Source organism: Blautia sp. MSK17_66 (genome assembly GCF_020538025.1).
Taxonomy (GTDB): domain Bacteria; phylum Bacillota; class Clostridia; order Lachnospirales; family Lachnospiraceae; genus Blautia_A.
Genome location: NZ_JAJBNQ010000010.1, coordinates 29570 through 55822, shown reverse-complemented (window position 1 = coordinate 55822; position 26253 = coordinate 29570). Strand labels below are relative to the sequence as shown.

At 49.7% G+C, this 26253-nt stretch carries 23 protein-coding genes; all 23 read left to right on the top strand.

The annotated features are described in order from the left end of the window. Positions 1-38 precede the first annotated feature (38 nt). The 23 genes from LIR34_RS06895 to LIR34_RS06785 all read left to right on the top strand — a co-directional run bounded on the left by LIR34_RS06895 (position 39) and on the right by LIR34_RS06785 (position 26209). Positions 39-6383, top strand: a complete 6345-nt coding sequence (locus LIR34_RS06895; RefSeq protein ID WP_173902526.1) for a SpaA isopeptide-forming pilin-related protein — start codon at positions 39-41, stop codon at positions 6381-6383. Between the two features lie 34 nt (positions 6384-6417). Beyond that, complete coding sequence (locus LIR34_RS06890) at positions 6418-6879, top strand: gamma-glutamylcyclotransferase family protein (protein ID WP_006428280.1); 462 nt, start codon at positions 6418-6420, stop codon at positions 6877-6879. Then, positions 6876-7673, top strand: a complete 798-nt coding sequence (locus tag LIR34_RS06885) for a class B sortase (protein WP_006428281.1) — start codon at positions 6876-6878, stop codon at positions 7671-7673. Before LIR34_RS06890 ends, LIR34_RS06885 begins: the two co-directional genes overlap by 4 nt. Positions 7674-7907: 234 nt before the next feature. Next, positions 7908-9068 (top strand): methionine adenosyltransferase, encoded by a 1161-nt coding sequence (metK, locus tag LIR34_RS06880; protein WP_173902527.1) that lies wholly within the window; start codon positions 7908-7910, stop codon positions 9066-9068. Then, positions 9068-10039 carry a DUF3991 domain-containing protein gene (locus LIR34_RS06875; protein WP_173744363.1) on the top strand — a complete coding sequence of 324 codons (972 nt, stop codon included), beginning with the start codon at positions 9068-9070 and terminating at the stop codon, positions 10037-10039. Before metK ends, LIR34_RS06875 begins: the two co-directional genes overlap by 1 nt. Positions 10040-10043: 4 nt before the next feature. After that, complete coding sequence (locus tag LIR34_RS06870) at positions 10044-10817, top strand: hypothetical protein (protein ID WP_244092280.1); 774 nt, start codon at positions 10044-10046, stop codon at positions 10815-10817. Between the two features lie 66 nt (positions 10818-10883). Continuing rightward, a complete protein-coding gene (locus LIR34_RS06865) occupies positions 10884-11696 on the top strand; it encodes a DNA-methyltransferase (protein WP_244092281.1) in 813 nt (270 codons plus the stop codon). Positions 11697-11700: 4 nt separating this feature from the next. Further along, positions 11701-12168, top strand: a complete 468-nt coding sequence (locus LIR34_RS06860; RefSeq protein WP_006428286.1) for a DUF7768 domain-containing protein — start codon at positions 11701-11703, stop codon at positions 12166-12168. Positions 12169-12310: 142 nt separating this feature from the next. Continuing rightward, a complete protein-coding gene (locus tag LIR34_RS06855) occupies positions 12311-12688 on the top strand; it encodes a DUF3789 domain-containing protein (protein ID WP_006428287.1) in 378 nt (125 codons plus the stop codon). A gap of 129 nt (positions 12689-12817) precedes the next feature. After that, entirely contained in the window at positions 12818-13126 is a 309-nt protein-coding gene (locus tag LIR34_RS06850; RefSeq protein ID WP_044920349.1) for a plasmid mobilization protein, read from the top strand. A 3-nt stretch (positions 13127-13129) separates the two neighbouring features. Then, on the top strand, positions 13130-14425 hold the full coding sequence (locus tag LIR34_RS06845) for a relaxase/mobilization nuclease domain-containing protein (RefSeq protein WP_173902529.1): 1296 nt from the start codon (positions 13130-13132) through the stop codon (positions 14423-14425). Positions 14426-14430: 5 nt separating this feature from the next. Then, a complete protein-coding gene (locus LIR34_RS06840) occupies positions 14431-15270 on the top strand; it encodes a PcfB family protein (RefSeq protein WP_173902545.1) in 840 nt (279 codons plus the stop codon). 3 nt (positions 15271-15273) lie between these two features. Continuing rightward, entirely contained in the window at positions 15274-16212 is a 939-nt protein-coding gene (locus tag LIR34_RS06835) for an ArdC-like ssDNA-binding domain-containing protein (protein ID WP_173902530.1), read from the top strand. 96 nt (positions 16213-16308) lie between these two features. Continuing rightward, a complete protein-coding gene (locus LIR34_RS06830; protein WP_015513376.1) occupies positions 16309-16623 on the top strand; it encodes a hypothetical protein in 315 nt (104 codons plus the stop codon). A gap of 30 nt (positions 16624-16653) precedes the next feature. Continuing rightward, a complete protein-coding gene (locus LIR34_RS06825; RefSeq protein ID WP_015513377.1) occupies positions 16654-16905 on the top strand; it encodes a DUF4314 domain-containing protein in 252 nt (83 codons plus the stop codon). A 23-nt stretch (positions 16906-16928) separates the two neighbouring features. Beyond that, positions 16929-18662: a VirD4-like conjugal transfer protein, CD1115 family gene (locus LIR34_RS06820; protein ID WP_173680746.1), complete on the top strand. Its 1734-nt coding sequence runs from the start codon at positions 16929-16931 to the stop codon at positions 18660-18662. Next, positions 18662-19036 carry a hypothetical protein gene (locus LIR34_RS06815; RefSeq protein WP_006428302.1) on the top strand — a complete coding sequence of 125 codons (375 nt, stop codon included), beginning with the start codon at positions 18662-18664 and terminating at the stop codon, positions 19034-19036. The genes LIR34_RS06820 and LIR34_RS06815 overlap by 1 nt, the downstream gene beginning before the upstream one ends. Positions 19037-19110: 74 nt before the next feature. Further along, positions 19111-19950 carry a hypothetical protein gene (locus tag LIR34_RS06810; RefSeq protein WP_044920352.1) on the top strand — a complete coding sequence of 280 codons (840 nt, stop codon included), beginning with the start codon at positions 19111-19113 and terminating at the stop codon, positions 19948-19950. A 12-nt stretch (positions 19951-19962) separates the two neighbouring features. Continuing rightward, positions 19963-20250, top strand: a complete 288-nt coding sequence (locus LIR34_RS06805) for a DUF4313 domain-containing protein (RefSeq protein WP_244092282.1) — start codon at positions 19963-19965, stop codon at positions 20248-20250. Positions 20251-20408: 158 nt separating this feature from the next. Next, positions 20409-20843: a PrgI family protein gene (locus tag LIR34_RS06800; protein ID WP_173902531.1), complete on the top strand. Its 435-nt coding sequence runs from the start codon at positions 20409-20411 to the stop codon at positions 20841-20843. Next, a complete protein-coding gene (locus LIR34_RS06795; RefSeq protein WP_330603670.1) occupies positions 20836-23166 on the top strand; it encodes a VirB4-like conjugal transfer ATPase, CD1110 family in 2331 nt (776 codons plus the stop codon). The genes LIR34_RS06800 and LIR34_RS06795 overlap by 8 nt, the downstream gene beginning before the upstream one ends. A gap of 31 nt (positions 23167-23197) precedes the next feature. Continuing rightward, positions 23198-25129: a lysozyme family protein gene (locus LIR34_RS06790; RefSeq protein WP_173902533.1), complete on the top strand. Its 1932-nt coding sequence runs from the start codon at positions 23198-23200 to the stop codon at positions 25127-25129. Between the two features lie 114 nt (positions 25130-25243). Continuing rightward, complete coding sequence (locus LIR34_RS06785) at positions 25244-26209, top strand: helix-turn-helix domain-containing protein (protein ID WP_117889138.1); 966 nt, start codon at positions 25244-25246, stop codon at positions 26207-26209. The last annotated feature ends 44 nt before the right edge of the window (positions 26210-26253 follow it).

Sequence of the window (26253 nt, the reverse complement as noted above, 5' to 3'; positions counted from 1 at the left end):
TGACAAATAAAAAGAAAAAGAAGAAAGAGGTAGAAAACATGAAGAGTAAATATCAATTCAGGCGAATCCTTTCCGGGGTGATGGCGGCAGTCACCATCTTATCCACGGTCATTTCACCGCTGACCGTTTATGCTTCAGAAGAGCCGAAAGCGGCAGAACCGCCAGTGTATGAAGCTGTAAAGGATCTGCTGGATGAAAATGAAGTGGTAAAAGCCACCGATTTTGAACTGGAAGTTGGACAGGAGTTTGATGTTTCCAGTGACCGCACGAATCTGGAAATCGAGGATGAAAGCAAGGTCAAGGTGACATTCCAGAAAGCAGAGAATGACGCCGGGGAGAGCTTCAGTACCAGCCATGCGGACACTTACCATGCCGTTTATTATGTGGAACCAGTCAACCAGAACCATCCGGTTTATCAGATTGGGAGAAACCTGATCGTAAAAGAGCCTGTGGCAGCGTCTCAGAGTGAACCACAGACAGAACAGGCAGTTACAGAAGAGGATACAGGTTCTGATGATGAGGAAGCTGCCTCGCAGGAAGAAACTGAGACAGAGCCTGTAGAGACAGAAATTGTTGAGCCGGAGACAGCTGAATTTGAAACAGAGGAAGCGGAGACAGAAGAACCGGAAGAAACAGAACCCGAATTTCAGGACGGACTTTCCGAATCCGAGTTTGATGCTGCATTAGAGGAATCCGAAACAGAAAATACAACCGATGAAGAATCCGGGCTGACACTCAGCGATGTCCTGGAGCAGGCAGGGGAACAGGATATTGACCTGATGGCAATGGAAGATGGGGAAACCGTTTCATTCACCGCAGTCAATACCAGTACAAGAGTAACACGGGACGTAAATGTGACAAGAGGGACTGCATACTATTATGCAGACTACGGTCTGGGTTCCTACGTAACTTATAAATATACTGTAAAATTTGGAAACGTGTCTGCAACTGCCTACTGTGTGCAGCCGTCCAAGGCAGGACCAGGGGATGGTGTCTATAAGATTACCAAACTGGGTGACAGCAAAGCACTGGCAAAAGTATGCTACTACGGCACAAAAGCATCCGGCGAAAATGGATTTTTCTCAGAGAAACATCCTGATTTTTCCGCTGGAAAACAATTTATCATTGTCCATCTGGCAGCGTCTTATGCCAATAACAGCGGTGACGCTTTTTCCGGTACGAATGCAACTGGACAGGCTCTTGCAAAAGAACTATATGATTACTGTATGAGCCAGCCGGAGATCCCGGAAGTGGACATGAGTTTCTCCAATGCAGATGTTACCGCATATATCAGCGGCAACAGCCAGAGAACCGAAGAGATCACCTTTAAGGCATCTGAACTGCAGACCATCACCATGAAACTGCCGTCCGGTGTCAAACTGCATAACGTGACAACGGGAAAAACAAGCAGTGCAGGTGCATCCGTGGAGATCTGCGGCGGTACCAAATTCTATTTATCGGCACCGCTGACACAGGCTGTGGATGTCAAAGGGGAATGGTCTGTTACCATGAAGGGAAGCATCATCAAAGACTATTCCGCTTACAAGATCACAACCGGAAGCGAGACACAGGACCTTGCCCTGGTATTTGGCGAGGGCGTGACCGATGAGAAGTATGTGGATTTTAAAGTATCATGGGTAAAACAGGCAACTCTGGAGATCGTAAAGAAAGACCGCAAGAGCAACAAAGCCATCGCAGGTGCAGTCTATGGCGTTTACAGTGACAAGGACGGAAAGAACCTGATCACAAAGATGCCGGCCACAGATGCCAACGGAGCTTCCAGCGTTACGATCACAAAAACACAGGATACCGTATACCTGAAAGAAATATCCGTACCAAACGGATACCTGCTGGACACTAAGGCTTACGATGTGAACCTGGTCATCGGCGGCACTATAAAACAGACCGTTACTGATGCTGAACAGATGGCAAGCCTGACTGTTTATAAATTAGGAGAAGTCCTGACCGGGGCAAACGTGACAGACAATGGTGTTTCCTTTGTCTATACCGAGCAGAAACAGAAGGGTGCGGTTTACAATGTTTATGCCGCAGCGGATATTGTATCCGCAGACGGAACCGTCATCTACAAAAAAGACGCACTGGTCAAAGCCGGACTTACTACCGGGGATGACGGAAGTGCCACACTGGATAATCTATATCTGGGTAAATATGTAGTAAAAGAAATGCAGGCACCACAAAATCTGGTATGCACTGGTGAAAGCCAGGAGATCACCCTTTCCTATGCCGGAGGTAATGTAGGAAAGGTGATGGGAAGCGTAACATTCAAAAATGCCCGCCAGAAAGCAAGCGTGAGTGTATATAAACAGGATAAGGAAACCAGGAAATACCTTCCGGGCGGCACTTATGGCCTGTATGCCGGAAACGACATCAAAGCAGCGGACGGAACCGTTGTGGTCAAAAAAGATACCCTCATTGAGAAGGCAGTGACCGGAACAGACGGAAAAGCCGTATATCAGGCAGACCTGCCGATCGCTAACAGCTACTATGTGAAAGAGGTTTCTGCACCGGCCGGATATACCAGAAACAGTGAGGATGTGTACTCTTTTACGTTCCAGTACACCACAGACAAAGAGGCAACCGTTTCTTTCAGCCACACGTTCCAGAACGAGCGTGTCAATGCGAAGATCAAACTGGTAAAAGAGGATTCCGAAACCGGAAAGACCGCACAGGGAGATGCAACCCTTGAGGGTGCGGTTTACGGACTGTATGCCCGTGAGGATATCGTTCATCCGGATGGACAGACAGGTGTCCTTTACCCGGCAGGAATGCAGATTGCAACCCTGACTACGGATGCCGAGGGAAATGCAGAAATCGCAGACCTCTATCTCGGAAAGTATTACGTGAAAGAATTGACGCCGCCTGTTGGATATCTGGCAGACCCGGAAGAACATGATCTGGAGTGTAATGACGAGGGAGATCTGGTTCAGACGGTAGAACGTACCGCAACTTCTCTGGAAGATGTGATCAAACAGCCGTTCCAGGTCATTAAAGTAGCCAACAATGGTAAGACCGATGCCGATCTGTTAAAAGGTGTGGGATTCAGTGCATATCTGGAGAGCAACCTGAAGAAAAATAAGGACGGTTCCTATGACTTTGCATCTGCAACTCCGGTTGTACTGACCGCAGACGGACAGACAGAAATGTTCACGGATGAGCGTGGATATGCATGCTCCATTCCGCTTGCATACGGAACCTACATTGTAAGGGAGACCACCACACCGCACAACTTCAAACCAGTCGATGACTTTAAGGTTGTGATCTCGGAAAACAATCCGGATCAGCCGCAGGTATGGCGTGTGCTTCTGGACGAAGAGTTTGAAGCAAAATTAAAGATCGTCAAAAAAGATGGCGAGACAAAGAAATCTGTCCTGGTTCCGAATACCGAGTTTAAAGTATACGATCTGGATAACAAGAAATATGTGGAACAGGTGACCACCTACCCATCTACTACGGTACATAAATCTTATTTTACGGATGAGAATGGATACCTGATCCTGCCACAGAATCTGGCTTGTGGAAATTACCGCATCGAAGAAGTGACTGCACCGGATGGATACACCCACAGTGTCAATACCGTGGAAATCAAGGTAGACAGCGATACCGCATACCAGGAAGATCCGGTCAGCGGTGACCTGATCATCGAGGTGGAATTCGAGAACCACCCGGCAAAAGGCAGACTGACCATCCACAAGGAAGGAGAAGTAGTCAAAGGTTTTGACAAGGATTTCACCTATGAGGAAGCCAGCCTTGCAGGAGCCGTGTTTGAGGTTTATGCCGCAGAAGATATCTATACCGCAGACCATCAGAAAGATGAGAACGGCAACCGTTATCTGGAATATGCCAAAGACACACTGGTGGCAACGGTGACAACTGATGAAACCGGAAGTGCCGTAATCGAGAATCTTCCGCTCGGAACATACCGGGTAGAAGAGAAAAAAGCACCGGAAGGCTACACCTGGAATGCCAAAGGGGAAGAGGTAACCTTTACCTATGCCGGACAGGATACCCCGGTCGTAGACGAAGAAGTGACATTTAAAAATGAACGCCAGAAAGTAAGCATCACCGTGGAAAAACAGGACGCAGAAACCGGAAGCGTGGTAGCCGGAGCTGTATTTGGACTTTACAATAAGAAGGAAATCAAATCAGGCAACAAGGTCATCGTGAAAGCAGATACCTTATTACAGGAGATCACAAGCGATGAAAAAGGACAGGCACACTTTACCCTGGACCTGCCGCTTGGAACTTATTATGTAAAAGAGATTTCCGCACCGGACGGTTTTGTATCCTCTGATGAGGTACTGGAATTTGATGCCACCTATCAGGGGCAGGACATTCCGACCATCAAGCTGAAATCTGTGAAGAAGAACCAGCCGACCACCATCGAGATGACCAAATCCGATCTGACCACAGGCGTAGAGCTGAACGGGGCATCCCTTTCTGTTCTGGACAAGGATGGAAATGTGATCGACAGCTGGACTTCCGTAAAGGATGAGCCTCATGTGATCAAATATCTGACTGTTGGAAAAACTTATATCCTCCGTGAATCCCTTGCACCGCTTGGTTATTTAAAGACCACAGATGTGGAATTCACCGTTCAGGATACCGCAGAAGTACAGAAAGTGGAAATGAAAGACGATGTGCCGAAAGCACTGCTGATCGTAAACAAGAAGGGTGAATTCCTTGATAAGATCACCCTGCTGGACAATGTCAAAGGCGTTGTAGAGCATCTGTTTGAGTACATCACAGGAAGCCTGTCAGACGTTACCTTTGAGATTTACGCTGCAGAGGATATCAAAGCAGCCGATGGCGTAAGCCCGGATTACTATTCCAAAGATGAGCTGGTAGCAACTGTGACAACGGACGCAAACGGCATTGCAGAAGTATCTGATCTTCCGGTTGGAAAATACTATGTCAAAGAGGTCGGCACAGCATATGGTTACGTCCTGGATGATGAACCACGATATGTAGATCTTTCCTACCGTGACCAGGATACCCCTGTTGTCGTATACGATGAGGACTGGCAGAACAACCGCCAGAAGGTAAAAGTGAACGTCCTGAAGAAAGAAAAGGATACCGACCGTGTATTAAAAGGCGGCATCTTTGGTTTGTACACCAGAAACGATATCCTGTCCGCATCTGGAAAGGTGCTGATGGAGGCCGATACCCTGATCGAATTAAAAACAACGGATGCAGATGGAAAGATTTCCTTTATTGCAGACCTGCCGATTGACGGAACCTATTATGTGAAGGAGCTGTATGCACCGGATGGATTTGTCACCACCGGAGAAGAACAGGAATTTGTTTTTGAGTACCAGGGAGACAAAGAAGCAGAAGTGTCCTATGAGTTCGTATTTGAAGATGAGCCGACAACCGTGGAACTTTCCAAAACCGATCTGACCACAGGCGAGGAACTGCCGGGAGCCAGATTACAGCTGACGGATGAAAACGGGGCTGTTGTTGAGGAATGGACATCCACCAAGGAGCCGCACATCATCAAAGAACTGGTTGTAGGAAAATCGTACACCCTGACAGAAACCAAGCCGGCCGATGGATATGCCACTGCGGAAAGCATCACATTCACCGTGGAGAATACTGTAGAGATCCAGAAACAGATAATGGAAGATGACGTGACCAAAGTGGAGATTAGCAAAACGGATATTACCGGAGATACTGAGATCGAAGGAGCTAAACTGACCATCACAGATGAAAATGGCAACATCGTAGAAACCTGGACTTCCGGTAAAGGGCCGCATTATATCGAAAAACTTCCGATCGGTGAATACACCCTGAAAGAAGAGCAGGCTCCAAACGGTTATGTTGTTGCAGAAGAGATCACCTTCGAGGTGGCAGATACCGCAGAGATCCAGAAGGTAGCCATGAAAGATGATACCGCAAAGGGACGTCTGATCGTTGAGAAAACAGATAAGGATACCGGAGCTGCACTGAAAGATGCGGAATTTGAACTGAGGGATGCGGATGGCAAAGTGGTAGAAACCCTAACCACTGATGAAAACGGCCATGCAACCAGCGGACTGCTTGCAATCGGAACTTATAAGGACGGCAAATTTGATAAGGCAGCCACCTATTATCTGGTTGAGACCAAAGCACCGGAGGGCTATCAGCTGGATGGGACCAAACATGAGGTGACATTTACCTATGTAGATGACAAAACTCCAGTGATCGAAGTCATCCAGAAAGTGACGAACGAGAAGCTGCCGGAGGATACCCCGTCTGTAAGCAACCCGAAAACAGGTGATGACACCAACCTCTGGATTCCGGCCCTGTGCCTGATTCTTTCCGCAGGCGGTCTGATTGGTATGAGTGTGGCATCCAGAAGAAAGAAGAAAAAAGGGGGCAGATAGGCTGAAACAATTATATTTTGCGTATGGAAGCAACATGGATCTGGACCAGATGGCATATCGGTGCCCAAAGGCGGAGGTGGTAGAAACCGTCCGCCTGGAGGGGTATCGGCTGACCTTTGCAGCCGCAGGAAGCGGTCTTGCCACCATCTTCCCGGAAGAGGGAAGCCATGTGGACGGCGTCCTCTGGTCACTGACCGGGGACTGCGAAAAGAGCCTGGATCTTTATGAAGGCTATCCTGATTTTTACGACAAACAGGAAATCACCGTCAAGAATAAAGGCGGAAGAGAGATCAAAGCCATTGTCTATATCATGACAAAAGATTACATGCAGAACTTTAATCCGCCCGGACGGTCGTACCTGACCGGAATCTTAAAGGGCTGCAGGCAGAATCAGATTCCAACAGAACCAATCCTGAAAGCAGCAAGGAAACCGCCTGTGCCGGGACAGACACAGAAGAGTCAGCCAAAGAAGAGAAAAGCCGGACAGGAACGATGAAAATCGTGAAAAAACTTTTTCAAGCGGTATGTCTTGCTGCTCTTTTCTTAAGTGCCGGATTTCTGATTTACCACATGGTATATCTTCCAATGGAAAACAAAAAGCTGGTGGCAGAGCTGAAAGGGAATTTCCCGGAGCCGGAAGCTCCGGGAGCCTCAGGCTCTGAAAAGAAAGACCAACCAGCTGGAAGAAAATGCCCGGTGGCTGCGGTAGACCTTGTTACTCTTCGGAAACAATACCTGGATGTGCAGGGATGGCTGACGATACCAGATACCGGAATCGATTATCCGGTGCTTCAGTCCGAACAGGAGAATGGGGAGTTTTACCTGAAACGGAATTACAAAAAGGAATATGACATCAACGGAAGCCTGTTTTTACAGGCAGACTGCAAAGTGTCTGAAAGTCGGAACCTTATCATTTACGGTCACAACATGAACAGTGGGGCAATGTTCGGAAATCTGGACTTCTATGCAGATGAAACATATTATCAGGAGCATCCCTTTGCTTATCTTCAGACAGAGGATAGCATTCAGGAATACCGAATTGTCACGGTGCTGAAAGCAGACAGGAATTTGTTCCCATTCCAGCAGAAACTCGCAGATGCGGAGGCAGTGCAGGAATATTTAAAAGCAGCTAAGCAGAGGGAAGTGTTCGAAACCGGGGATGATTACCTGAAGTGTATATACGATAAGGTTTTGACGCTCGTCACGTGTTCATATGAATGGAGCGGTGCCAGGAACATCGTCCTGGCGGTGCCGGTTTCCGGGGCAGTGTGGAGTCAGAAGTGTTCGTAAGTACCAGAAAAGTGCAGAAAATGAGACAAATAATGACCGCACGGGCAGGGATGTGTTCAAAACAGGGGGATTATGTAAGGGTGTGCATTGGTAGTATTTAGGTTGAAAAAAGTGTCTGAAAGTACCAGAAAAGTGCAGAATGTGAGACAACTTATAACCCAGATCCGGCAGAAAGTGTTCCAGAAAGGAGCGTTTCCTGCCGTTATTATTTACTTGGAAAGGATGGTAACGATTATGAAACGATTTTATACAGCAGAATCCGTAACAGAAGGACATCCGGATAAGCTCTGCGACCTGATCGCAGACAGCATTCTGGACGCGTGTCTGAAAGAGGACGAAAATTCCAGAGTGGCCTGCGAGGTGCTGGCGACCAAAAGGAACATCATTGTGGCAGGAGAGATCACCAGCCGATTTGAGCCACAGGTGTTTGAAATCATCAAAAAGGTGCTGGAGAGTGCAGGCTATGAAGCAGAGGAAATCCACATGGATGCCCTCATCCACAAACAGAGTCCGGATATCGCCGGGGCAGTGGAGAGATCCAGAGAACGAAGGGCAGGGACTGTTTCTGTTCAGAGCGGACTTGCCAGCGGTGCCGGGGATCAGGGCATCATGATTGGTTACGCCTGCGATGAGACACCGCAGCTTATGCCGATGCCAGTGGTTCTGGCGAACCGCATTGTAAGGGAACTGTCTGCAAGCCGTAGAAGCGGATATATCACGGGAATCTTGCCAGATGGAAAGGCGCAGGTGACCGTGGAGTATGAAGATGACAGACCTGCCCGGCTGGATACCGTCATTGTGTCCTGCCAGCATGAAAAGGAAAAATCTCTTCGGAAGCTGGAGCATGAGATCCGGGAGAAAGTGTTACGCCCGGCACTCCGTATGCTGCCACCGGATGAGGATACCAAGATCCTGATTAACCCATCGGGCAGATTTGTGTGCGGAGGTCTGGATGCAGACACCGGACTGACCGGAAGGAAACTAATGGTGGATACCTACGGCAGCCTGGTACCGCATGGCGGCGGTGCATTCTCCGGGAAGGATTGTTCCAAAGTTGACCGTTCCGGGGCATACATGGCCCGTTACATCGCCAAAAACATGGTAGCTGCCGGACTTGCCAGCCGATGCCAGGTGTCCCTTGCCTATGCCATTGGGGTTGCCCAGCCAGTCATGGTGCAGGTGGATACCTTTGGAACGGGAAAGATCTGTGCGGATGACTGCCTCGCCGCAGCGATCCCTCTGGTGTTCGGGCTTACCCCAAGCCAGATCTGTGACACCCTGCACCTGAAGCGGCCAATCTACCGACAGAGTGCGGTGTTCGGGCATTTTGGAAGAAAGAAATTCCCGTGGGAGAAAACGGATAAGGCAGAGCAGCTCCGGGATACCGTGATGTAATGCCGTGGATTCCGGAAGAAGAAATCAAACGTGCAAGGGAGATTACCGCCATTGAATACCTGAAGAAATATCAGCCAAACCGTCTGAAAAAATCTTCAGCCAGAAATGAATGGGAGCTGACAGACCACGACAGCTTTAAGATCAACGAGCAGACCAGCCAGTGGCACTGGAAATCCAGAGATATCGGGGGCACCAGTGCTTTAAATTTCTTGATTCATGTAGACGGGTGTTCTTTTCTGGAGGCAGTGCAAATGCTGAAAGATGAGTATCCCACCTATATCCCTCCTCCAGTGGAAGCAAAGCCAAAGAAGCCATTTGTCCTGCCTACGGCCAGCCCAGACTGCCGCAGGGTGTTCCGCTATCTGAAAGAGCGGGGCATCAGTGGCGAGGTCTTACAGCGGTGTGTTCATTTGGGAATCTTATATGAGAGTCTGCCCTACCACAATGCCGTGTTCATAGGCCGGGATGAAAACCAGGTGGCAAGATATGCTTTCCTGCGTGGGATTTACGATGCCAGCGGAAAGTCTTTTAAGATGGAACAGGCCGGAAGTGAAAAGGCATACGCTTTTTGTGTTCCGGCGAAATCGGGATGCAGACGGGTTGCTGTTTATGAAGCCTGTGTGGATGTGCTTGCCCACATGACATTGGAACAGAGACAGGGAAGCCGGGATAAGTACCGTCTGGAGCTTGGCGGGATCAGCGCACCAAAAGAAGGGCAGAGCCAGTGGAGCATGAAAAAGCCGCAGGCATTGGAACATTTTCTGTCCCAGCACCCGGAGATCACCGAGATCGAAGTGTGTACCGACAATGACTTTGCCGGACGGTGGGCGTGTGAACATATCCGAAAAGCCTACGAGGGAAGCTATCGGATCATCGAGAACCTGCCGGAAATCGAAGGGGCAGACTGGGCAGACATGGCAAAAATGGCTGCCCGTACACCGGAGAAACGGCAGAATAGGGAAGCGAGGTGATGCTTTGAAAGATAAAATAGAAGTGGAAATGCTGTCACCTCTGATGGCAGAGTTTATTCCGGACTATTCAGATATTGTGGATCTGGATGATGCGGAGCCATTGGAAGGACCTGATCTGGTGCAGTATCAGACATCCATCGCAGAAAAGGTTGACGAGATCAATCGGCTCGGTATGCCTGACAACCAGCCATGCAACCTGATCGATTATTTTGACCGAAACAAGGACATTAAGGAAAAAGTGGAACGCATTACAATGGCGGTAAAAGAACAGGATGGTGTTCTATATGGCTGTGCAAACCTGACACTCCGGGAGAGTCTGACACCAGAGGAATACCGTGTGGTGGGGCAGTATCTGAGAGGCCAGTACAGCGATGGCTGGGGAGAAAGTCTGGAACAACGGGAGATCAAGGTAGACGGCGGTGAATTATACTTACATTTCTATGTCGGTGCCGGCTCGGATTTCCAGATACAGGTGAAAGCACCAGAAAACGAGATGCAGGAAAAGCAGCCGAAACCAAATCCGTCCCGTCCGAATCTGAAGCTCTTAGGGCATGACGGAAATATTTTCTCAATCCTTGGGGATGCCTCAAGATTGCTCAGATGTGCCGGGATGTCCGAACAGGCCAACGAGATGGCAGACCGTGTCCACAAGAGTGGCAATTATTATGAAGCACTGGGAATCATCAGCGAATATGTGGAAACCGAACTGTCGGATCACCGTGAACAGCGCAGAACACCGAGAAAAGAAACACTGAAAAAAGAGGATACCTGCCGATGAGCAGTTCCATAAAGAAAAGCACTTTCAGAGAAATCTGGAAAATAAGCGACCGAAAGGATGATGCCTATGGGAAATACCCTGAAACTTGAAGATCTTTTAAAACCGGACTGTGTGCAGGATGAGTCTGCCGGAGGGGAGAACTGGCGTATCCTGCATGGAGATACCTTAAAACTGGTCAAAGGATTCCAGCCGGGGATCTTTGATGCAGTTATAACCGATCCGCCCTATGCGTCCGGGGGAACCAAGCAGAACGAACGCAACCGAACTACCAACCAGAAGTACAGCAGCATGAAAGCAGAAAATGCCCTGCCGGATTTTGATGGGGATAATAAAGACCAGCGTTCCTGGACCCACTGGATGGCAGAATGGCTGTACGATGTGCGGAAAGCCTGCAAGAGAGGGGCTCCGATCTGCCTCTTTATTGACTGGAGACAGTACCCGTCCATCACCGATGCCCTCCAGTGGGCAGGGTGGATCTGGAGAGGGACTGCCGTCTGGGACAAGGGGAACTCCCGTCCGCAGAAAGGCAGATTCCGCCAGCAGGCAGAATATATTGTATGGGGAAGCAACGGACCGATGCCGATCAACCGCCCGGTGTCCTGCCTTCCGGGTGTGTTCCGTTATGGGAATCCCCAGAACCGCATCCATGTGACAGAAAAGCCGCTCCAGCTGATGAAGGATGTCATCCAGATCTGTGAGCCGGGCGGCCTGATCTTAGACCCGTTTGCCGGAGCTGGTACTACCATCCTTGCGGCGGCAGAGTCGGGGTTTCAGGCAGTCGGCATTGAAGTGACCGATGCGTATTATAAGCTGGGAAGCGACCGTGTCCGCATTGCACTGGAAGCTGGGGAAGAAGCGGAAAACAAAGAACCACAGTAGCCGGATGTCTGGCAGACATCTGAAAAAGAGAAGAAAAGAATCCAGATGTCCACAAGACATCCACAGAGCGGAATGCTTTGTGGGTGTTTCTTTTTGGAAAAACGCCGGGCAGAGGAAACCTGTCCGGCCAGGAAAGGAGATGGTCGTATTGGAACAGGCACTTGCTTATGTCTGCTGTTCTGCAGAAGAAGGAAAGACCAAAGTACAGCGGTACTGCCGGAAGATCTACGAACTGGGATATGTGCCGATCTGCCCGCAGTACAGCTTTTCCCCATTCCTTGATGACGGGGATGCAGAGGATATGCAGGCCATGCGGAGAATGTCCCACCAGATATTAAGGCGGTGCAGGATGGTGGTTGTCTGCGGAAAAGAGACCACCGGGACGATGAACACGGAGATCAGCATGGCTGACAGACTCCATATCATCTGTACCACACTGGATGGGTTGAGCAAAATCAAGGAAAATGAATGATTCAGAAAAACAACTGGTTCAGAGGGGACGAAACCGGATGCGACTGGTTTTGCAAGCATAGCGTTTGGATATCCAAACGCACTTTGGGGAGAACCCCAATCCCCCATACCGAGCCGTAAACAGACGAAAGGAGAACGAAAAAATGTTGGGATTTATACTTGGCACAATGACCGGAGGAGTAATGGGAATTTTTGCAATGTGTCTTTTCATAGCTGGGAAGCGTGAGGATGAGGCACTGGAGCGGTGCCGGATGAAACGGAAGGAGATCATCGACCACGGCGTGTGCATCTGTTTTGTAAACAGCCAGGGAGAGGAACTATTCCGTCTGGCAGACGGAGAAAGCCTTGTGCAGAATGCCCCAAATGGAGAGCGGAATGTATCCACCTGCCATTATCTGGATGCCGATTCTGCCATGATCGATGGGAAGAAATGGAACCTTCTGGAATTTGCAAAAGAGATGGAAAAGAGAGGGATCATGTTCGCCCCGATGGTGCTGTGCCAGGTATCGGAAAGGGGGTGAGGCCCATATGAAGAAAAAAATCATTGCTGCAGCGGTAGCCATCGGCGTCCTGGCAGGTTTCCTGATCTGGAAAAATCGTGAAATGTAATGGAGCAACAACCAATAACCCGTTGGAAAGCAGGTGAAGAGATGAGAAAAAGAAACCATGTGATACCAGTCCGCCTCAATGCGAAGGAGCTGCGTTTTCTGGAAGAGCAGGTAGAGAAAAGCGGCCTGTCCCGTGAGGAATATATCCGTTCCCTTGTCATGGGCGGCGAAGTCCGGGCAAGACCCTGTGAGCATCATACGGAGCTTTTGCGGAAAATATCCGGTCTGTGCAACAATGCCAACCAGCTTGCCCATGTAGCTAACGGCTGTGGGATGGCCGGGGAAGAGAGCATCCGGGAAATGCTCCGCATGACAAAAGAAACATGGAGGCTGGTCAAAGAGGAATGGTAGCCGATGGCATACACCAGTATCATCCCGGTCAGCCGTCTGGACAATTCCATCACGTACATCCGAAACAAGGATAAGACCACAAAAAAAGGGCAAAGTGCCGGCTCTCTGGAAGAAGCCATTGATTACGCCATGAACCGGGACAAGACGGAGCGTTCCATTTTTGAGGATGCCATCGGCTGTGTCTGTGAGACTGCCTATCAAGATATGGTAGCTACAAAGAAACGATACCACAAGATGGACGGGGTGCAGGGCTTCCATCTGGTGCAGAGCTTTGCCAAAGGGGAAGTCACCCCAGAGCTGGCCCACCGGATCGGCATGGAGCTGGCAAAAAGGCTCCTGCAGGGAAAATACGAAGCAGTGATCACTACCCATCTGAACACGGAGCATTACCATAACCACATTGTGTTTAATTCCGTGAGCATGGAAGATGGGAAAAAATATCACAGCAACAGCAGGAGTTACTACGAAGATGTGCGGAAAGCTTCGGATGCCTTATGCCTGAAATACGGCTTATCCGTCATCGAGCCGAAAAACGGCAAGGGGAAATCCTACGCCCAGTGGATGGCAGAACAGGACGGAAAGCCGACCTGGAGAACCTCGATCCGTCTGGATATCCGGGATGCAGTGGTAGAGAGCTTCACATGGAAACAGTTCCTGGATCAGATGAAGCAGAGGGGATACCAGTGGAAGCTGAACCGGAAGTACATTGCATTAAAAGCACCGGGAATGGAACGGTATATCCGTCTGCGGAGCCTTGGGAAGAATTATTCGGAAGAGGGCATCCGACAGTGGATCTTGCAGCCAAAGAGCAGGACACCTGCTGGAAAAGAAGGAGCTTCCCGACCCCCGAAAAAGAAGTTAAAAGGGATACAGGCCCTGTACTATTCCTATCTGTACCAGATGGGTGTTCTGAAGCAGAAACCCAAAAGGATCTCCCCGGTGCTCCGGGCAGATATCCGGAAACTGGATGCCAGGATCGAGCAGATGGAATTTCTCCAGAAGCATCAGATCACCACCCGTGAAGAGCTGCTTGTCTACCGAATTCCATTGGAAGAACAGGTGCAGGCACTCACCAAAGAACGGAAGCGGCTCTACCGGAGCGAACCGGACAGTGCCAGGATCGGTCAGATCACCGAAGAACTAAAGCCGCTTCGGAAGGATATCCGCCTTTGTATCCGGATCGAACAGCAGTCCAGAGAGATGGAAGAAAAGATGCGTCTGGCAGAGCAGATCCAGAGGCAGGCAGAACAGGAAGAGCAGACGGAGAAAAACAGACAACCGAGAACAGAAAGCAGGTGAATGATATGAATTATGGAGGCGATGCGGCGGACCAGATCGTCCGGTATTCGCTGGACGGCGTGGACCACGGGCTCAGGCTTTCGGGTACGCTGGCAAAGCATCTGGCGGTATTTGTTGCCGCCGTATTAAAAGACCAGAAGAAAACGAGGGGCAGAACCCGGATGGTGCGGATGTTAAAGGAGAACAAGCCATTGAAGTTCTTTACCGTGCCGTCCGACCGCCTGAGAGAATTCTGCAGTGAGGGCAGGAAACGGGGACTGCTCTATGTGATCATCCGGGATAAAAAGAACCCGGAGATGAGCGAGGTCATGGTCTTTGCGGATGACGCAGCCAAAGTCAACCGTGTCATGGATAAGATGAACCTTGATTTTGTAAGAAGCGAAGTCGGGGAAGCTGTCCATGAGGTAACTGCCGGAATGGAAGCACCGGAAACCGAAGCAGTACAGGAAACCGTACAGATGCCGGAGGGCGAGGTGCAGTTCGAGATCAGCGATCTGGACGAAGCATTCCAGGTCGGTGATATGGATTTTTCGGAAGGGGAAAAGAATCAGAACCACCCCGAAAAGGAGTTTTCTGAACTGGAAAATTTTATCCCGGTGCAGGAAGAGGGGGAAGAGAATCTGTCCGGCTCTTCCTTGCACAGCAGAAATATTTCTACCGGGCAGGAAAACGGGACTGATGGAGCAAAGCCAAGGGAACAGGAGCGTCCCAGTGTCCGCCGGGAGCTGGAGAGCATCAAACGGGAGAAAGCAGAGGAATCCCAGAAGCGGAGCCGGGAAAAGAACCGTGGACCAAAGAAAACGCAGAAGAAAGCGAGAAATAAACGAAAGGTGAAAGCGAGGTAGAAGATGGACCTGACAAAATTTTTAGGGCAGGACACACAGGAACCGTCCGCCCAGCGGCTATCGAAAGAGGAATATGCCGCACAGAAAAAGCAGGAGAGGGAAGAAATCTGGGGCATGATCGATGGAAAGGCACAGGAGGTCTTCCAGAATGGGGACTCCTTAAAAGGATTCCTTGATTTTATGGGACAGTGTAAGCCACAGAGGACAGACAACCTGTTCCTGCTCTATGCACAGAACCCGGAGATCCGTCAGATTAAGACCTTTGAAAAATGGAAAGAAGAAGGCAAAGTAGTCAAGACCGGAAGCAAGGGATACAATTTCATTGTCGGACAGGAATACGAAAAGGATGGTGTCATCCAGCAGGGATACTCCATCCAGAAAGCCTATGACATCAGCCAGATTCGCACCAAACAGCCGGAAGAGGCGGAGCCAAAACCGATGGACCAGTTGATGGAAGCACTGCTGACCGACAGCGAGGTACGGATTCAGATTGCAGACCACCTGCCGGATAAGGTACAGGCACAGTATATCCCGAACAAGCGGACGATCTATGTCCGAAATGGCATGAGCGAAAATGCAACGTTCCATTCCATCAGCCGGGAGCTGGCCTGTGCATCCCTTGACCATCACGATGGAAGCTACAGCCGGGCAGGGGTATCGGCACAGGCCTATTGTGCGGCGTATGTGACAGCACAGAAATACGGCGTGGATGTCTCCGGTTTTTCCTTTGACAAGGTATGCCAGATGCAGGCATTCGGACAGAAAGATCCGAAAGAACTCCGCTCCTTTATCCAGGATGTAAAGAGTGCAGCCTATTCCATTGGCAAGCAGGTAGACCGCAACCTTGGCAAAAGCGAGCAGGAATTTATGACCGATGAATTTGCCATCCCGGAGGAAAAAACGGAGAAACCTGCCAAGAGTAAAAAGTCCCCGGAACGCTGATAAAAAGGGGCTTTTCCGGCTCTTTTGCAGTAGCTTTCCGGGAGGAAGTGTGGTATGTTGTGGTTGAGAAAAAAGAGGAAAAAAGGAGGCTCGCCTATGACAAGAATGCGATATGTAAAGATGGACCGGATCATGAACCACATGCTGATCCATGCACTCCGGGAAGTGTTCCGGCAGGAAAAAGAACAGGGGCTTCCGGTGGATACCACACGGGATCTGGTTCTGAAGCTGGCAGAGCAGGAAGAGGGAAAGCTCTACCTGACAGAAGCCGAACACAGCAAATCCGTGGAAGCCTTAAACCAGCTCCGGGACACATACCTGAAAAACGGACGCTATTCCGATGGGATCGACAGCGTTCTGTTAAAGATCATGAAATCCAGATACCGCCCATACCGTGGAAGGGGAAGATGAAGAAAGGATGTGGTACAAATATACAGAAATATGACACAAGAAAGAATAGAAGCCATGCGGAGAAGATATCCGCCGGGAACCGAGGTCACGCTTAACAGCATGGAGGGGGAGAGCCACATGCCACCCGGCTTAAAAGGTAAGGTGGATATGGTAGACGATGCAGGGCAGATCCACGTAAACTGGGAGAATGGAAGCAGCCTTGCCCTCGTTCCGGGAGTGGACAGCTTCCACATTACGGACCTGCCAAGAGCAGAGAGGCCCAAACAGCAGCCATCCCGGTAACAAACAGCCGGAAGTCAGACTGGGTGATTTTGCTTGCCGGACTGCCTGTCATCTGGTGGGTAGCAATCCTGCTTGCGGATGCCATCCAGCCGGGCAGGAATCTTTTCGAGCTAATGGAGGTTCTCACAGAAAAGCTGAACCATCCCTTCCAGTTTCATTATACGGAATATACCATCAAGTCGATGCTGGTCTGCACGTTACTTTACGCAGCCGGGATCGGCATTTTTTATTCCAGTCAGAAGAACTACCGCAGAGGGGAAGAACATGGCTCTGCCAGATGGGGCGATGCCCGGCAGATCTGTAAGAAATATAGCCAGAAGCCGTACTCCCAGAACATCCTGCTGACACAGAACTTCCGCATTAGCCTTGACACCCACAAGCACCGCAGATGTCTCAACATTCTCGTAGTGGGAGGCTCCGGTGCAGGAAAATCCAGAGGCTTTGCCCTGCCAAACATCATGCAGTGCTGCTGTTCGATGGTCATCACCGATCCGAAAGCCGAGCTGCTCCGAAAGACAGGCGGTCTGCTGGAAAAGAAAGGATATGAGGTGCGTGTCTTTGACCTCATCAATCCCGACACATCTTTTTGCTACAATCCATTCGAGTATGTCCACGATGACAAAGACGTGCTCCGTCTTATTTCCAATCTGATACAAAACACCACACCCAAAGGTTCCCAGTCCTCCGATCCCTTCTGGGAGAAGAGCGAAACCGCACTGCTTCAGGCACTGATGCTGTATCTGCTCCACGAAGCTCCGCCGGAAGAACAGAACTTCGCCATGATCATGGAGATGTTAGGCTCGGCACAGGTAAAAGAAGAGGACGAGGACTACGAGTCCCCTCTGGACATTTTGTTTGACCGTCTGGAGATGCGGGACCCGGACAGCATTGCCGTCAAGCAGTATCACATTTACAAGCAGGCGGCAGGAAAGACCGCCAAGTCCATCCTGATCAGTGTAGGTGTCCGGCTGGCAGCCTTCAATCTGCCGCAGATCGCCAAGCTGACCAATACTGATGAACTGGATCTTTCCAACATGGGAGAAAGAAAAGTTGCCCTTTTCTGTTGTATCCCGGATGCAGACACCTCTTTGAATTATCTGGTAGGCATGATCTACAGCCAGCTTTTCCAGACGCTTTATTACATGGCAGACCGTGTGCATGGCGGTGCCCTCCCGGTTCCGGTCAACTGCATCATGGATGAGTTTCCAAACGTATCCCTGCCAAATGAGTTTGAGAAGATCCTGGCAACCTGCCGTTCCCGTTCCATTTACTGCAGCATCATCATCCAGAACATGAGCCAGCTAAAGGCTCTGTTCAAGGACTCCTGGGAAAGTCTGGTGGGCAACTGCGATGAGTTTTTGTACCTGGGCGGCAATGAAAAAGAGACACACAAATATGTATCAGAATTACTGGGGAAAGAAACCATAGACACCAACACCTACGGGCAGACCAAAGGAAAATCCGGCAGCTACTCCACCAACTTCCAGCAGAGCGGAAGGGAGCTGTTACAGCCGGATGAAGTCCGTATGCTGGATAACCAGAATGCACTTCTGTTTATCCGTGGGGAGCGGCCCATACTGGATGCCAAGTATGACCTGATGAAGCATCCCAACATCCGGTATACCGAGGACGGAGGTGCCGGCCCGTTCAATTATGCGAAAGCACCGCTGGCGCATGATGATTTTACATTTGACGAAACAAGATATGACGATTACGAACTGCTTCTGGATGAGGACATCATCGGGGAGCTTTTTTGATGGGAGGAATGCCAATGAATTTACTGAAAAATAAGAAACACACAGAAATCAGGAAAGAGACCGCACCGCTGAAGATGAAGAGAGGGCAGAAGAAACTGTTTGCTCTGTATGCAGTTACGGTACTGTCAATCTGCATTGGGGCGACCTGCGTTTATGCCGCAGGCGATCCGCTGACCGTAGTCAATAACCTGTCCACGTTTATCTTTTCCCTGATCCGCGCCATTGGCCTGATCCTGCTGGGATTTGGTATCGTGCAGGTCGGTCTGTCCTTAAAGAGCCACGATCCAAGCCAGAGGGCAAACGGATTTCTGACACTGGCAGGCGGTATCATCATTACCTTTGCAAAAGAGATCCTGGACCTGATCATGGGATAGGAGAAGAGTCCAGAAGGGGAGCCATGCGAAATGCCGGCTCCCTGCTCACTTTTGAGGATGGGAGGTGAAACTGTTTGAGTGATAACTGGATCGTACAGAATCTAAATTCTGCCTTGCAGACCTGGAGCGACAAGCTGGCTGAAATCTGGACACTGCTGACGCAAAGCCCGGAGAATTTCAAGGGCGGGGCAATCTGGAGCGTGATGACGAACATCAACGGTGGACTGAAAGCCATCGGGTACGGCCTGCTGGTTCTGTTCTTTGCGGCAGGGCTGATAAAAACCTGTGGGAGCTTCACGGATATGAAAAAGCCGGAACACGTAGTGAAAGCCTTTATCCGTTTTGCACTGGCACAGGGAGCCGTTATGTCCGGCATGGAGCTTCTGACTGCGATCTTTTCCATTGTGCAGGGCATCGTGACAAACATCATGTCCCACTCCGGGATGGCAGGGGGAACCGTAACGGAACTGCCCTCGGAGATCGTGGACAAGATCGAAGCGGTCGGGATGCTGGAATCCATCCCTTTGTGGATCGTAACCCTGTTAGGCAGTCTGCTAATTACCGTGCTTTCCTTTGTAATGATCCTGACCGTATATGGAAGAATGTTCAAGCTGTACATGTACACGGCCATCGCACCGATTCCATTGGCAACCTTTGCCGGGGAGCCAACCCAGTCTGTAGGAAAGAACTTTATCCGTTCCTACGCCGGGGTATGTCTGGAAGGAGCCATCATCGCACTGGCCTGCATCATCTTTTCGGTGTTTGCATCAAGTCCGCCGGCCATCGGGGACACCAGCCTGTCCGCCGTGACCATTGTCTGGAATTACGTCGGGGAACTGGTATTTAACCTGCTGGTACTGGTCGGGGCAGTCAAGGCATCCGACCGTATCGTAAAAGAAATCATGGGATTATAGGAGGCGAAAAAAATGGAAGAACCAAAGACACTGAGCTACGACTGGCAGTATGGCCGGGAGGAATTATTTCTCAGGGTAGACAGTTACATGAGCGATGACAATCTCTATATCGGGCTTTACCATATGGAAGATGGATACCCGGAAAGCTTTGCAGACCTTACGGTAAACCTGCCTTTTGCTCCGCTGGGCGGTATCAATGAAGCCTATATCGACCACAATTTCAGCAAAGAAAAGCTTCGTTTTATAAAGCAGCATAAGCTGGGAACGATACAGCCGGATACCGCATCCTCCGGTTACTGAATCTTCCAGAGGGTTGCATTCGACCTGAAAAAACTGGCAGAGCTTGATCCGGAAGGAACAAAAAGATTTATGGAAAGAAATGGCATCCGGCAAAGGGATGTACCAAAACAGAAACAAAAGAAAAAACAGAGATTACAAAGAGAAAGGTAGGAAACAACATGGAAGTGAAAATGAATAAAGAAATCCGAGACTATCAGGAGTCAATGTTCTGGGGCTTAAGCTTCCGGCAGTGCTTATTTTCGGTACTGGCGATCCTGGCAGCCCTTGGAATCTATTTTGTCACCCGGAAATATGCCGGGGAACAGGTAACCGGATGGCTGTGCGTGCTTGGAGCGGCTCCCTTTGCAGCCTGCGGCTTTTTCCGTTACCACGGCATGACGGCAGAACAGTTCGCATGGGCAGTCATCAAATCCGAACTGCTGTACCCGAAACGGCTGGTATTCAAATCAGAGAACCTGTACTTTTCCTGCATGGAAGAGAGCCTGCGGCTGGGTGAAAAGATGATGGGAAACGGAGCGGAGTTTCTGGAGAAGAAGCGGACGAAACAGAAGAAACCAAAGAAGCCAGGAGGAAGGGGTGATGCCCTTGATTAAAACCCTGAGTCAGACACTGAAACAGGACAAAGAAAAATTCAAAGTACCGAGGTCTGTCCAGCAGGCGATCCCGATCCGCAAGATCTGGCCGGACGGTATTTTTCAGGTGGAGAGCAAGTATTCCCGGACATTCCGGTTTACGGATATCAACTATTCCATTGCCAGCAAAGCAGATAAGACAGAGATGTTCCTGGACTACTCCGAACTTTTAAATGCACTGGATTCCGGCTGTACGGCGAAGATTACCCTGAACAACCGTAAGATCAACAAGGAAGAGTTTGAGCAGTCCCTGCTGATTCCAATGAAAGGAGATGGACTGGACGAGTACCGGAAAGAGTATAACGATATGCTCCTTTCCAAGATCTCCGGTACCAACAACAGCATTTACCAGGAACGCTATCTGACCGTCAGCGTCCACAAGAAGAACATCGATGAAGCCAGGACATACTTCGCCCGTGTGGGAACGGATATCATCACCCATCTGGCCAAGCTGTCCTCCATCGGGGAAGAGCTGGATGCAGAACAGAGGCTCCAGATTTTCCGGGACTTTTTCAAGGCAGACGTTCCGCAGAGCTTTCCGTTTGACATGAAAGCCTTTGCGAAAAATGGACACAGCTTCAAGGACTGGATCTGCCCGGACACGATGGAGTTCCACAACGACCATTTCAAGCTGGGCGAGCAGTACGGCAGAGTCCTTTTTATGGAAGATTACGCCAGCTATGTGAAAGACGAGATGATCTCCGAACTGTGCAGCCTTGGCAGGAATCTGATGCTGTCTATTGACATCATCCCGGTACCAACAGATGAAGCAGTGCGTGAGATCCAGAACCGACTGCTGGGCGTAGAGACCAACGTAACGAACTGGCAGAGACGCCAGAATGCAAACAATAATTTTTCCGCTGTGGTTCCCTATGATATGGAGCTTCAGAGAAAAGAAACCAAGGAGATGCTGGACGACTTGACTACCAGGGACCAGAGGATGATGTTCGGTATCCTGACAATGGTACATATGGCAGAAAGCAAGAAACAACTGGATTCTGATACGGAAACCCTGTATTCCATTGCAAGAAAACACCTCTGCCAGATGGCAACCCTGAAATGGCAACAGGTCGATGGACTGAATACCGTCCTGCCGTATGGTCTGCGGAAGATCGATGCGGTGCGTACCCTTACCACAGAGTCCACTGCCGTCTTGATTCCGTTCCATACACAGGAGATCATGCAGCCGGGCGGCATTTATTATGGGCAGAATGCAGTCAGCAAAAATATGCTGGTGGCAGACCGAAGAAAGCTGTTAAATGGAAATTCCTTCCGACTGGGAGTCAGCGGTTCTGGAAAAAGTTTCTCGGCAAAAGAAGAGATCGTAGACCTTGCCCTTTCCACGGAAGATGACATCCTCATCCTCGATCCGGAGTCCGAGTTTGCTTCACTGGTGGAAGCCTTAAACGGCGAGGTCATCCGGATTTCGGCAACCTCCGATACCCATCTGAATGCACTGGACATGGACTCCGCCTATGGCAATGACCGTAACCCTCTGATTGAAAAGTCAGAATTTATCCTATCCCTCTTTGAGCAGCTTGTAGGAGCCGGAAACCTTTCAGCAAAGGAGAAATCCATCCTTGACCGCTGTACCGCAGATGTGTACCGGGATTATATGAGGGGTGGATACCAAGGGCAGGTGCCGACCCTAAAGGATCTGTACCGACAGCTCATGCTCCAGCCGGAGGAAGAAGCCAGAGGGCTGGCATTGTCTTCGGAACTGTTTATTAATGGAAGCCTGAACACCTTTGCCCAGGAAACCAATGTCAATACGAAGAGCCGTATCATCGACTATGACATCCGGGAGCTGGGCGAACAGCTGATGCCCCTTGGAATGTTGGTCACACTGGATTCCATTTTTAACCGTGTGATCCAGAACTGGAAGAAGGGGAAAACGACATGGATCTTTGCGGATGAGTTTTATCTGCTGTTCCGCTATGAATACAGTGCAGACTTTTTCTACCGCCTGTACAAGCGTATCCGTAAGTATTCGGGATTTGTGACCGGGCTTACACAGAACGTGGAAGAACTTCTGAAATCCGATACCGCCCGCCTGATGCTGGCAAACAGTGAATTCCTAATCCTTTTGAATCAGGCAACCACCGACCGGGACGAGCTTGCGGCACTTCTGAATATCTCGGATAACCAGTTATCCTACATCACCAATGTGGGTGCCGGACACGGTCTGATCCGCTGCTCCGGGAATCTGGTGCCGTTTGAAAATTCGTTCCCAAGAAATACAAAGCTGTACCGTCTGATGACGACCAAGCCGGGCGAAGCGTAAGAGCAGTACAGATCGGGACTGGAGGTGAGAGATGAAGGATATCAAAACCAAAGAAGTCACAACAAAACCAAAGACTAAAAATCCTGCCTCCAGAATCCCGAAGGAGCTGATGCGGACGGCCATACTGGAGAGCAAGGAAAAGTCCCAGACCATTGCAAATGCCAGGGATAATGACATGGGGGAACAGTCCCCATCCGAGTATGCCAGTGGAAAAGTCGCATCCGCAGAGGAATGGGCTGCCAGAAAGACTGGCAGAACTGTAACCAGAGCCGGAAAGACAGCAGCACAGACTTCCTACGAGAAGATCAAACAGAGAGCCGCTGGCAAAAAAGAAGCGGAGAAAGAAACCGCCAGAGGAACAGGGGACACACAGATCGCCAATCCTGCCAGCCAGGAAGCTCAGGAAGCACAGATCCGGGAAGTACAGATCCAGGAAGCCCAGCGGCAAAAGGTGGTTTCAGATGCCGTAAAAACGAAAGAGCAGAAGATCCGGGCTGCCAGGGAGACACCAAGAATCCAGAACAGACAGGAAATAGCAGAAATGAAGCAGCTCTCCATCCGAGAACAGAGCCAGAAGAAGGAAGCAAAAGATACAGTAAGGCAGACCGCCATCCGACAGAAACAGCCGGAAACCATTCGGATTAAAGAAAAACCAAGGAAACAGCCGGAGCCGAAAACCATACAGAAGCGTATCATCAAGACGGCTCCCCAGTCTGCGAAGATCAGCGTCCAGCCAGAGCAGAAGCTCCGTGCGGCCAGCTCCAACGCCCTGACAGCCCGGATGCAGAAGCAGATGGAACGAAGGGCAGCGAAGCAGGCGGCGAAGAAAGCTGCCATGCAGACGTCCAACAACGTCCGCCGGATGCAGAAAACGGCAAGGGCAGGGCAGAATACCTTCAAGGCAGCCAAAGCCGCCGTGGAAGCGGCAGCGAAAACCGTGCAGTCCATGATGGCTGCACTGGGAGCCGCCGGAGCAGTTATCGTTCTTTTATTGGTTATCATGGTCGGAATCATTGGCGGTGCGGCATTTTCAGGAAGCTCAGAGAGCAACGAAGCATTGAGTCAGGAAGTCCTTTCCTATACAACAGCTATCCAGAAATATGCCAACCAGTACGGAATCCCCGAATACGTTTCCGTGATACAGGCGATCATGATGCAGGAATCCGGCGGCCGGGGAACCGATCCCATGCAGAGCAGTGAGTGCCCATACAACACCAGGTACTCCAACAGTCCCAATGCCATCCAGGACGCAGATTACTCCATACAGGTAGGAATCCATTATTATGCAGACTGCCTGAAGGAAGCCGGATGCACCAGTCCACAGGATATGGATAAGCTGAAACTGTCCCTGCAAGGATATAACTACGGCAACGGATACATAACGTGGGCGATACGGAAGTATGGCGGTTACAGTGCCGAAAATGCCCTGCAGTTTTCCAACGAGCAGGCGGCTTCGCATGGATGGAGTGCCTATGGCGACCCAGAGTATGTCCCACATGTCCTGCGGTATTATTCCAGCGGCGGATTGTTTGCCGGCCTGTTTGGAGGCAACGACCAGATCGTATCGGTGGCACTTACCCAGCTTGGAAATGAGGGAGGCCAGAAGTTCTGGTCGTGGTATGGCTTTGACAGCCATGTGGCATGGTGTGCCTGCTTTGCCAGCTGGTGTGGGGATCAGGCAGGACTCATCGAGAGCGGCAAGATGCCAAAATTCTCCCTGTGCGATGATGGAATCGCATGGTTCCAGAGCAAGGGAAAGTGGAAAAGCCGGGGATATTCCCCAGCACCCGGAACCCTGATCTTTTTTGACTGGAACGGGGACGGAACCTCAGACCATGTGGGAATCGTGGAGAAAACTGAGGGAAGTACCGTATATACGGTAGAGGGAAACTCCAGCGATGCCGTGAACCAGAGAAGTTATGATATCAATAACGGAACAATCATGGGATATGGCATACTTTGAAAATTAATATGTTGACTCTTAGAGAGTAGTCAATAGTTTAGATTACCTTGACTAAAAAACAAATATAAAGTATTATGTAATTAGCTTCAACTAACTAGAAAAGGAGGGCGCACGATGACAAACCAATATATGACGAAGCTGTATCACGATCTGCTCTCCAACTCTCCGCAGACAGTGACAATAGATATTCCGGCTGATATGGGAACAGGTCAGATTTCGCAAGTTGTTACAAAGCAAGGAGCTGTTGTATCAGACTGGAAAATGAACTATTTTTCAGATATGAATGTGCAGGGTGTAAGCTGCGAAGATTATATTCAACTTTTATTCTGCTTCAATGATGGCGTATCGTGGAATATTGCAGATGCACGTCAAAGTGTCAGCATCCAGAAAGGCGAATCATGCATTTATCGGGGACATGGTAAAATGGAATATTTGTGTTATTCTGGGAAGAAAGATTTTCTTTTTAAGAATATAAAAATTCCCATGCCATATTTTCACAAAATTTTGAATGACTACTTTAAAGATAGTGAAATAAACGCTTATGAAAAGAAATTACTGACAGGGATTTCAAAAGTGAGCGTTACCCCGTATATGGAGCACATTTTTGCGGAGGTAAAAGATTTTACGCAATACCGAGGTGGTTTAGGGTATCTATTCTTGGAAAGTAAAGTTTTTGAATTGCTGTCTGTATATTTAAGTGAAGTATTGGAACTCAGTATTCTTTCATCGAACCATATTAGCATTTCCAAAAGTGACAGGGATTCGATTACCGAAGCAAAAAGGATTATTGACAGTCAGCTTGCTTTTGCACCAAGCTGCGAGGAATTGGCGCGGCAGGTCAATATCAGCACTTCAAAATTGACGAAGGGCTTTTCCTCCCTGTTCGGAACATCGGTTCATGCGTATGTCATCGACCAGCGGTTAGAAAAGGCGGCAAGCCTGCTGTTAGAAAGTAATTTGAATGTCAGCCAGGTGGCTATACTGGTGGGATATTCAAAAGCGAGCAATTTCGCAGCGGCGTTCAAAAGGAAATACGGAGTGAATCCGAAAAACTATAAAGCAGAAGCTACGATTGGATAAATGCAAAAATACTGATTTTGGGTAGAATAAAATTGGTTTTGGGT

Excerpts from the sequence above, each read along its gene's own strand:
- LIR34_RS06895 (WP_173902526.1), top strand. The coding sequence starts at position 39 with ATGAAGAGTAAATATCAATTCAGGCGAATCCTTTCCGGGGTGATGGCG.
- LIR34_RS06890 (WP_006428280.1), top strand. The coding sequence starts at position 6,418 with ATGGATCTGGACCAGATGGCATATCGGTGCCCAAAGGCGGAGGTGGTA.
- LIR34_RS06885 (WP_006428281.1), top strand. The coding sequence starts at position 6,876 with ATGAAAATCGTGAAAAAACTTTTTCAAGCGGTATGTCTTGCTGCTCTT.
- metK (WP_173902527.1), top strand. The coding sequence starts at position 7,908 with ATGAAACGATTTTATACAGCAGAATCCGTAACAGAAGGACATCCGGAT.
- LIR34_RS06875 (WP_173744363.1), top strand. The coding sequence starts at position 9,068 with ATGCCGTGGATTCCGGAAGAAGAAATCAAACGTGCAAGGGAGATTACC.
- LIR34_RS06865 (WP_244092281.1), top strand. The coding sequence starts at position 10,884 with ATGGGAAATACCCTGAAACTTGAAGATCTTTTAAAACCGGACTGTGTG.
- LIR34_RS06860 (WP_006428286.1), top strand. The coding sequence starts at position 11,701 with ATGTCTGGCAGACATCTGAAAAAGAGAAGAAAAGAATCCAGATGTCCA.
- LIR34_RS06855 (WP_006428287.1), top strand. The coding sequence starts at position 12,311 with ATGTTGGGATTTATACTTGGCACAATGACCGGAGGAGTAATGGGAATT.
- LIR34_RS06850 (WP_044920349.1), top strand. The coding sequence starts at position 12,818 with ATGAGAAAAAGAAACCATGTGATACCAGTCCGCCTCAATGCGAAGGAG.
- LIR34_RS06845 (WP_173902529.1), top strand. The coding sequence starts at position 13,130 with ATGGCATACACCAGTATCATCCCGGTCAGCCGTCTGGACAATTCCATC.
- LIR34_RS06840 (WP_173902545.1), top strand. The coding sequence starts at position 14,431 with ATGAATTATGGAGGCGATGCGGCGGACCAGATCGTCCGGTATTCGCTG.
- LIR34_RS06835 (WP_173902530.1), top strand. The coding sequence starts at position 15,274 with ATGGACCTGACAAAATTTTTAGGGCAGGACACACAGGAACCGTCCGCC.
- LIR34_RS06830 (WP_015513376.1), top strand. The coding sequence starts at position 16,309 with ATGACAAGAATGCGATATGTAAAGATGGACCGGATCATGAACCACATG.
- LIR34_RS06825 (WP_015513377.1), top strand. The coding sequence starts at position 16,654 with ATGACACAAGAAAGAATAGAAGCCATGCGGAGAAGATATCCGCCGGGA.
- LIR34_RS06815 (WP_006428302.1), top strand. The coding sequence starts at position 18,662 with ATGGGAGGAATGCCAATGAATTTACTGAAAAATAAGAAACACACAGAA.
- LIR34_RS06805 (WP_244092282.1), top strand. The coding sequence starts at position 19,963 with ATGGAAGAACCAAAGACACTGAGCTACGACTGGCAGTATGGCCGGGAG.
- LIR34_RS06800 (WP_173902531.1), top strand. The coding sequence starts at position 20,409 with ATGGAAGTGAAAATGAATAAAGAAATCCGAGACTATCAGGAGTCAATG.
- LIR34_RS06790 (WP_173902533.1), top strand. The coding sequence starts at position 23,198 with ATGAAGGATATCAAAACCAAAGAAGTCACAACAAAACCAAAGACTAAA.
- LIR34_RS06785 (WP_117889138.1), top strand. The coding sequence starts at position 25,244 with ATGACAAACCAATATATGACGAAGCTGTATCACGATCTGCTCTCCAAC.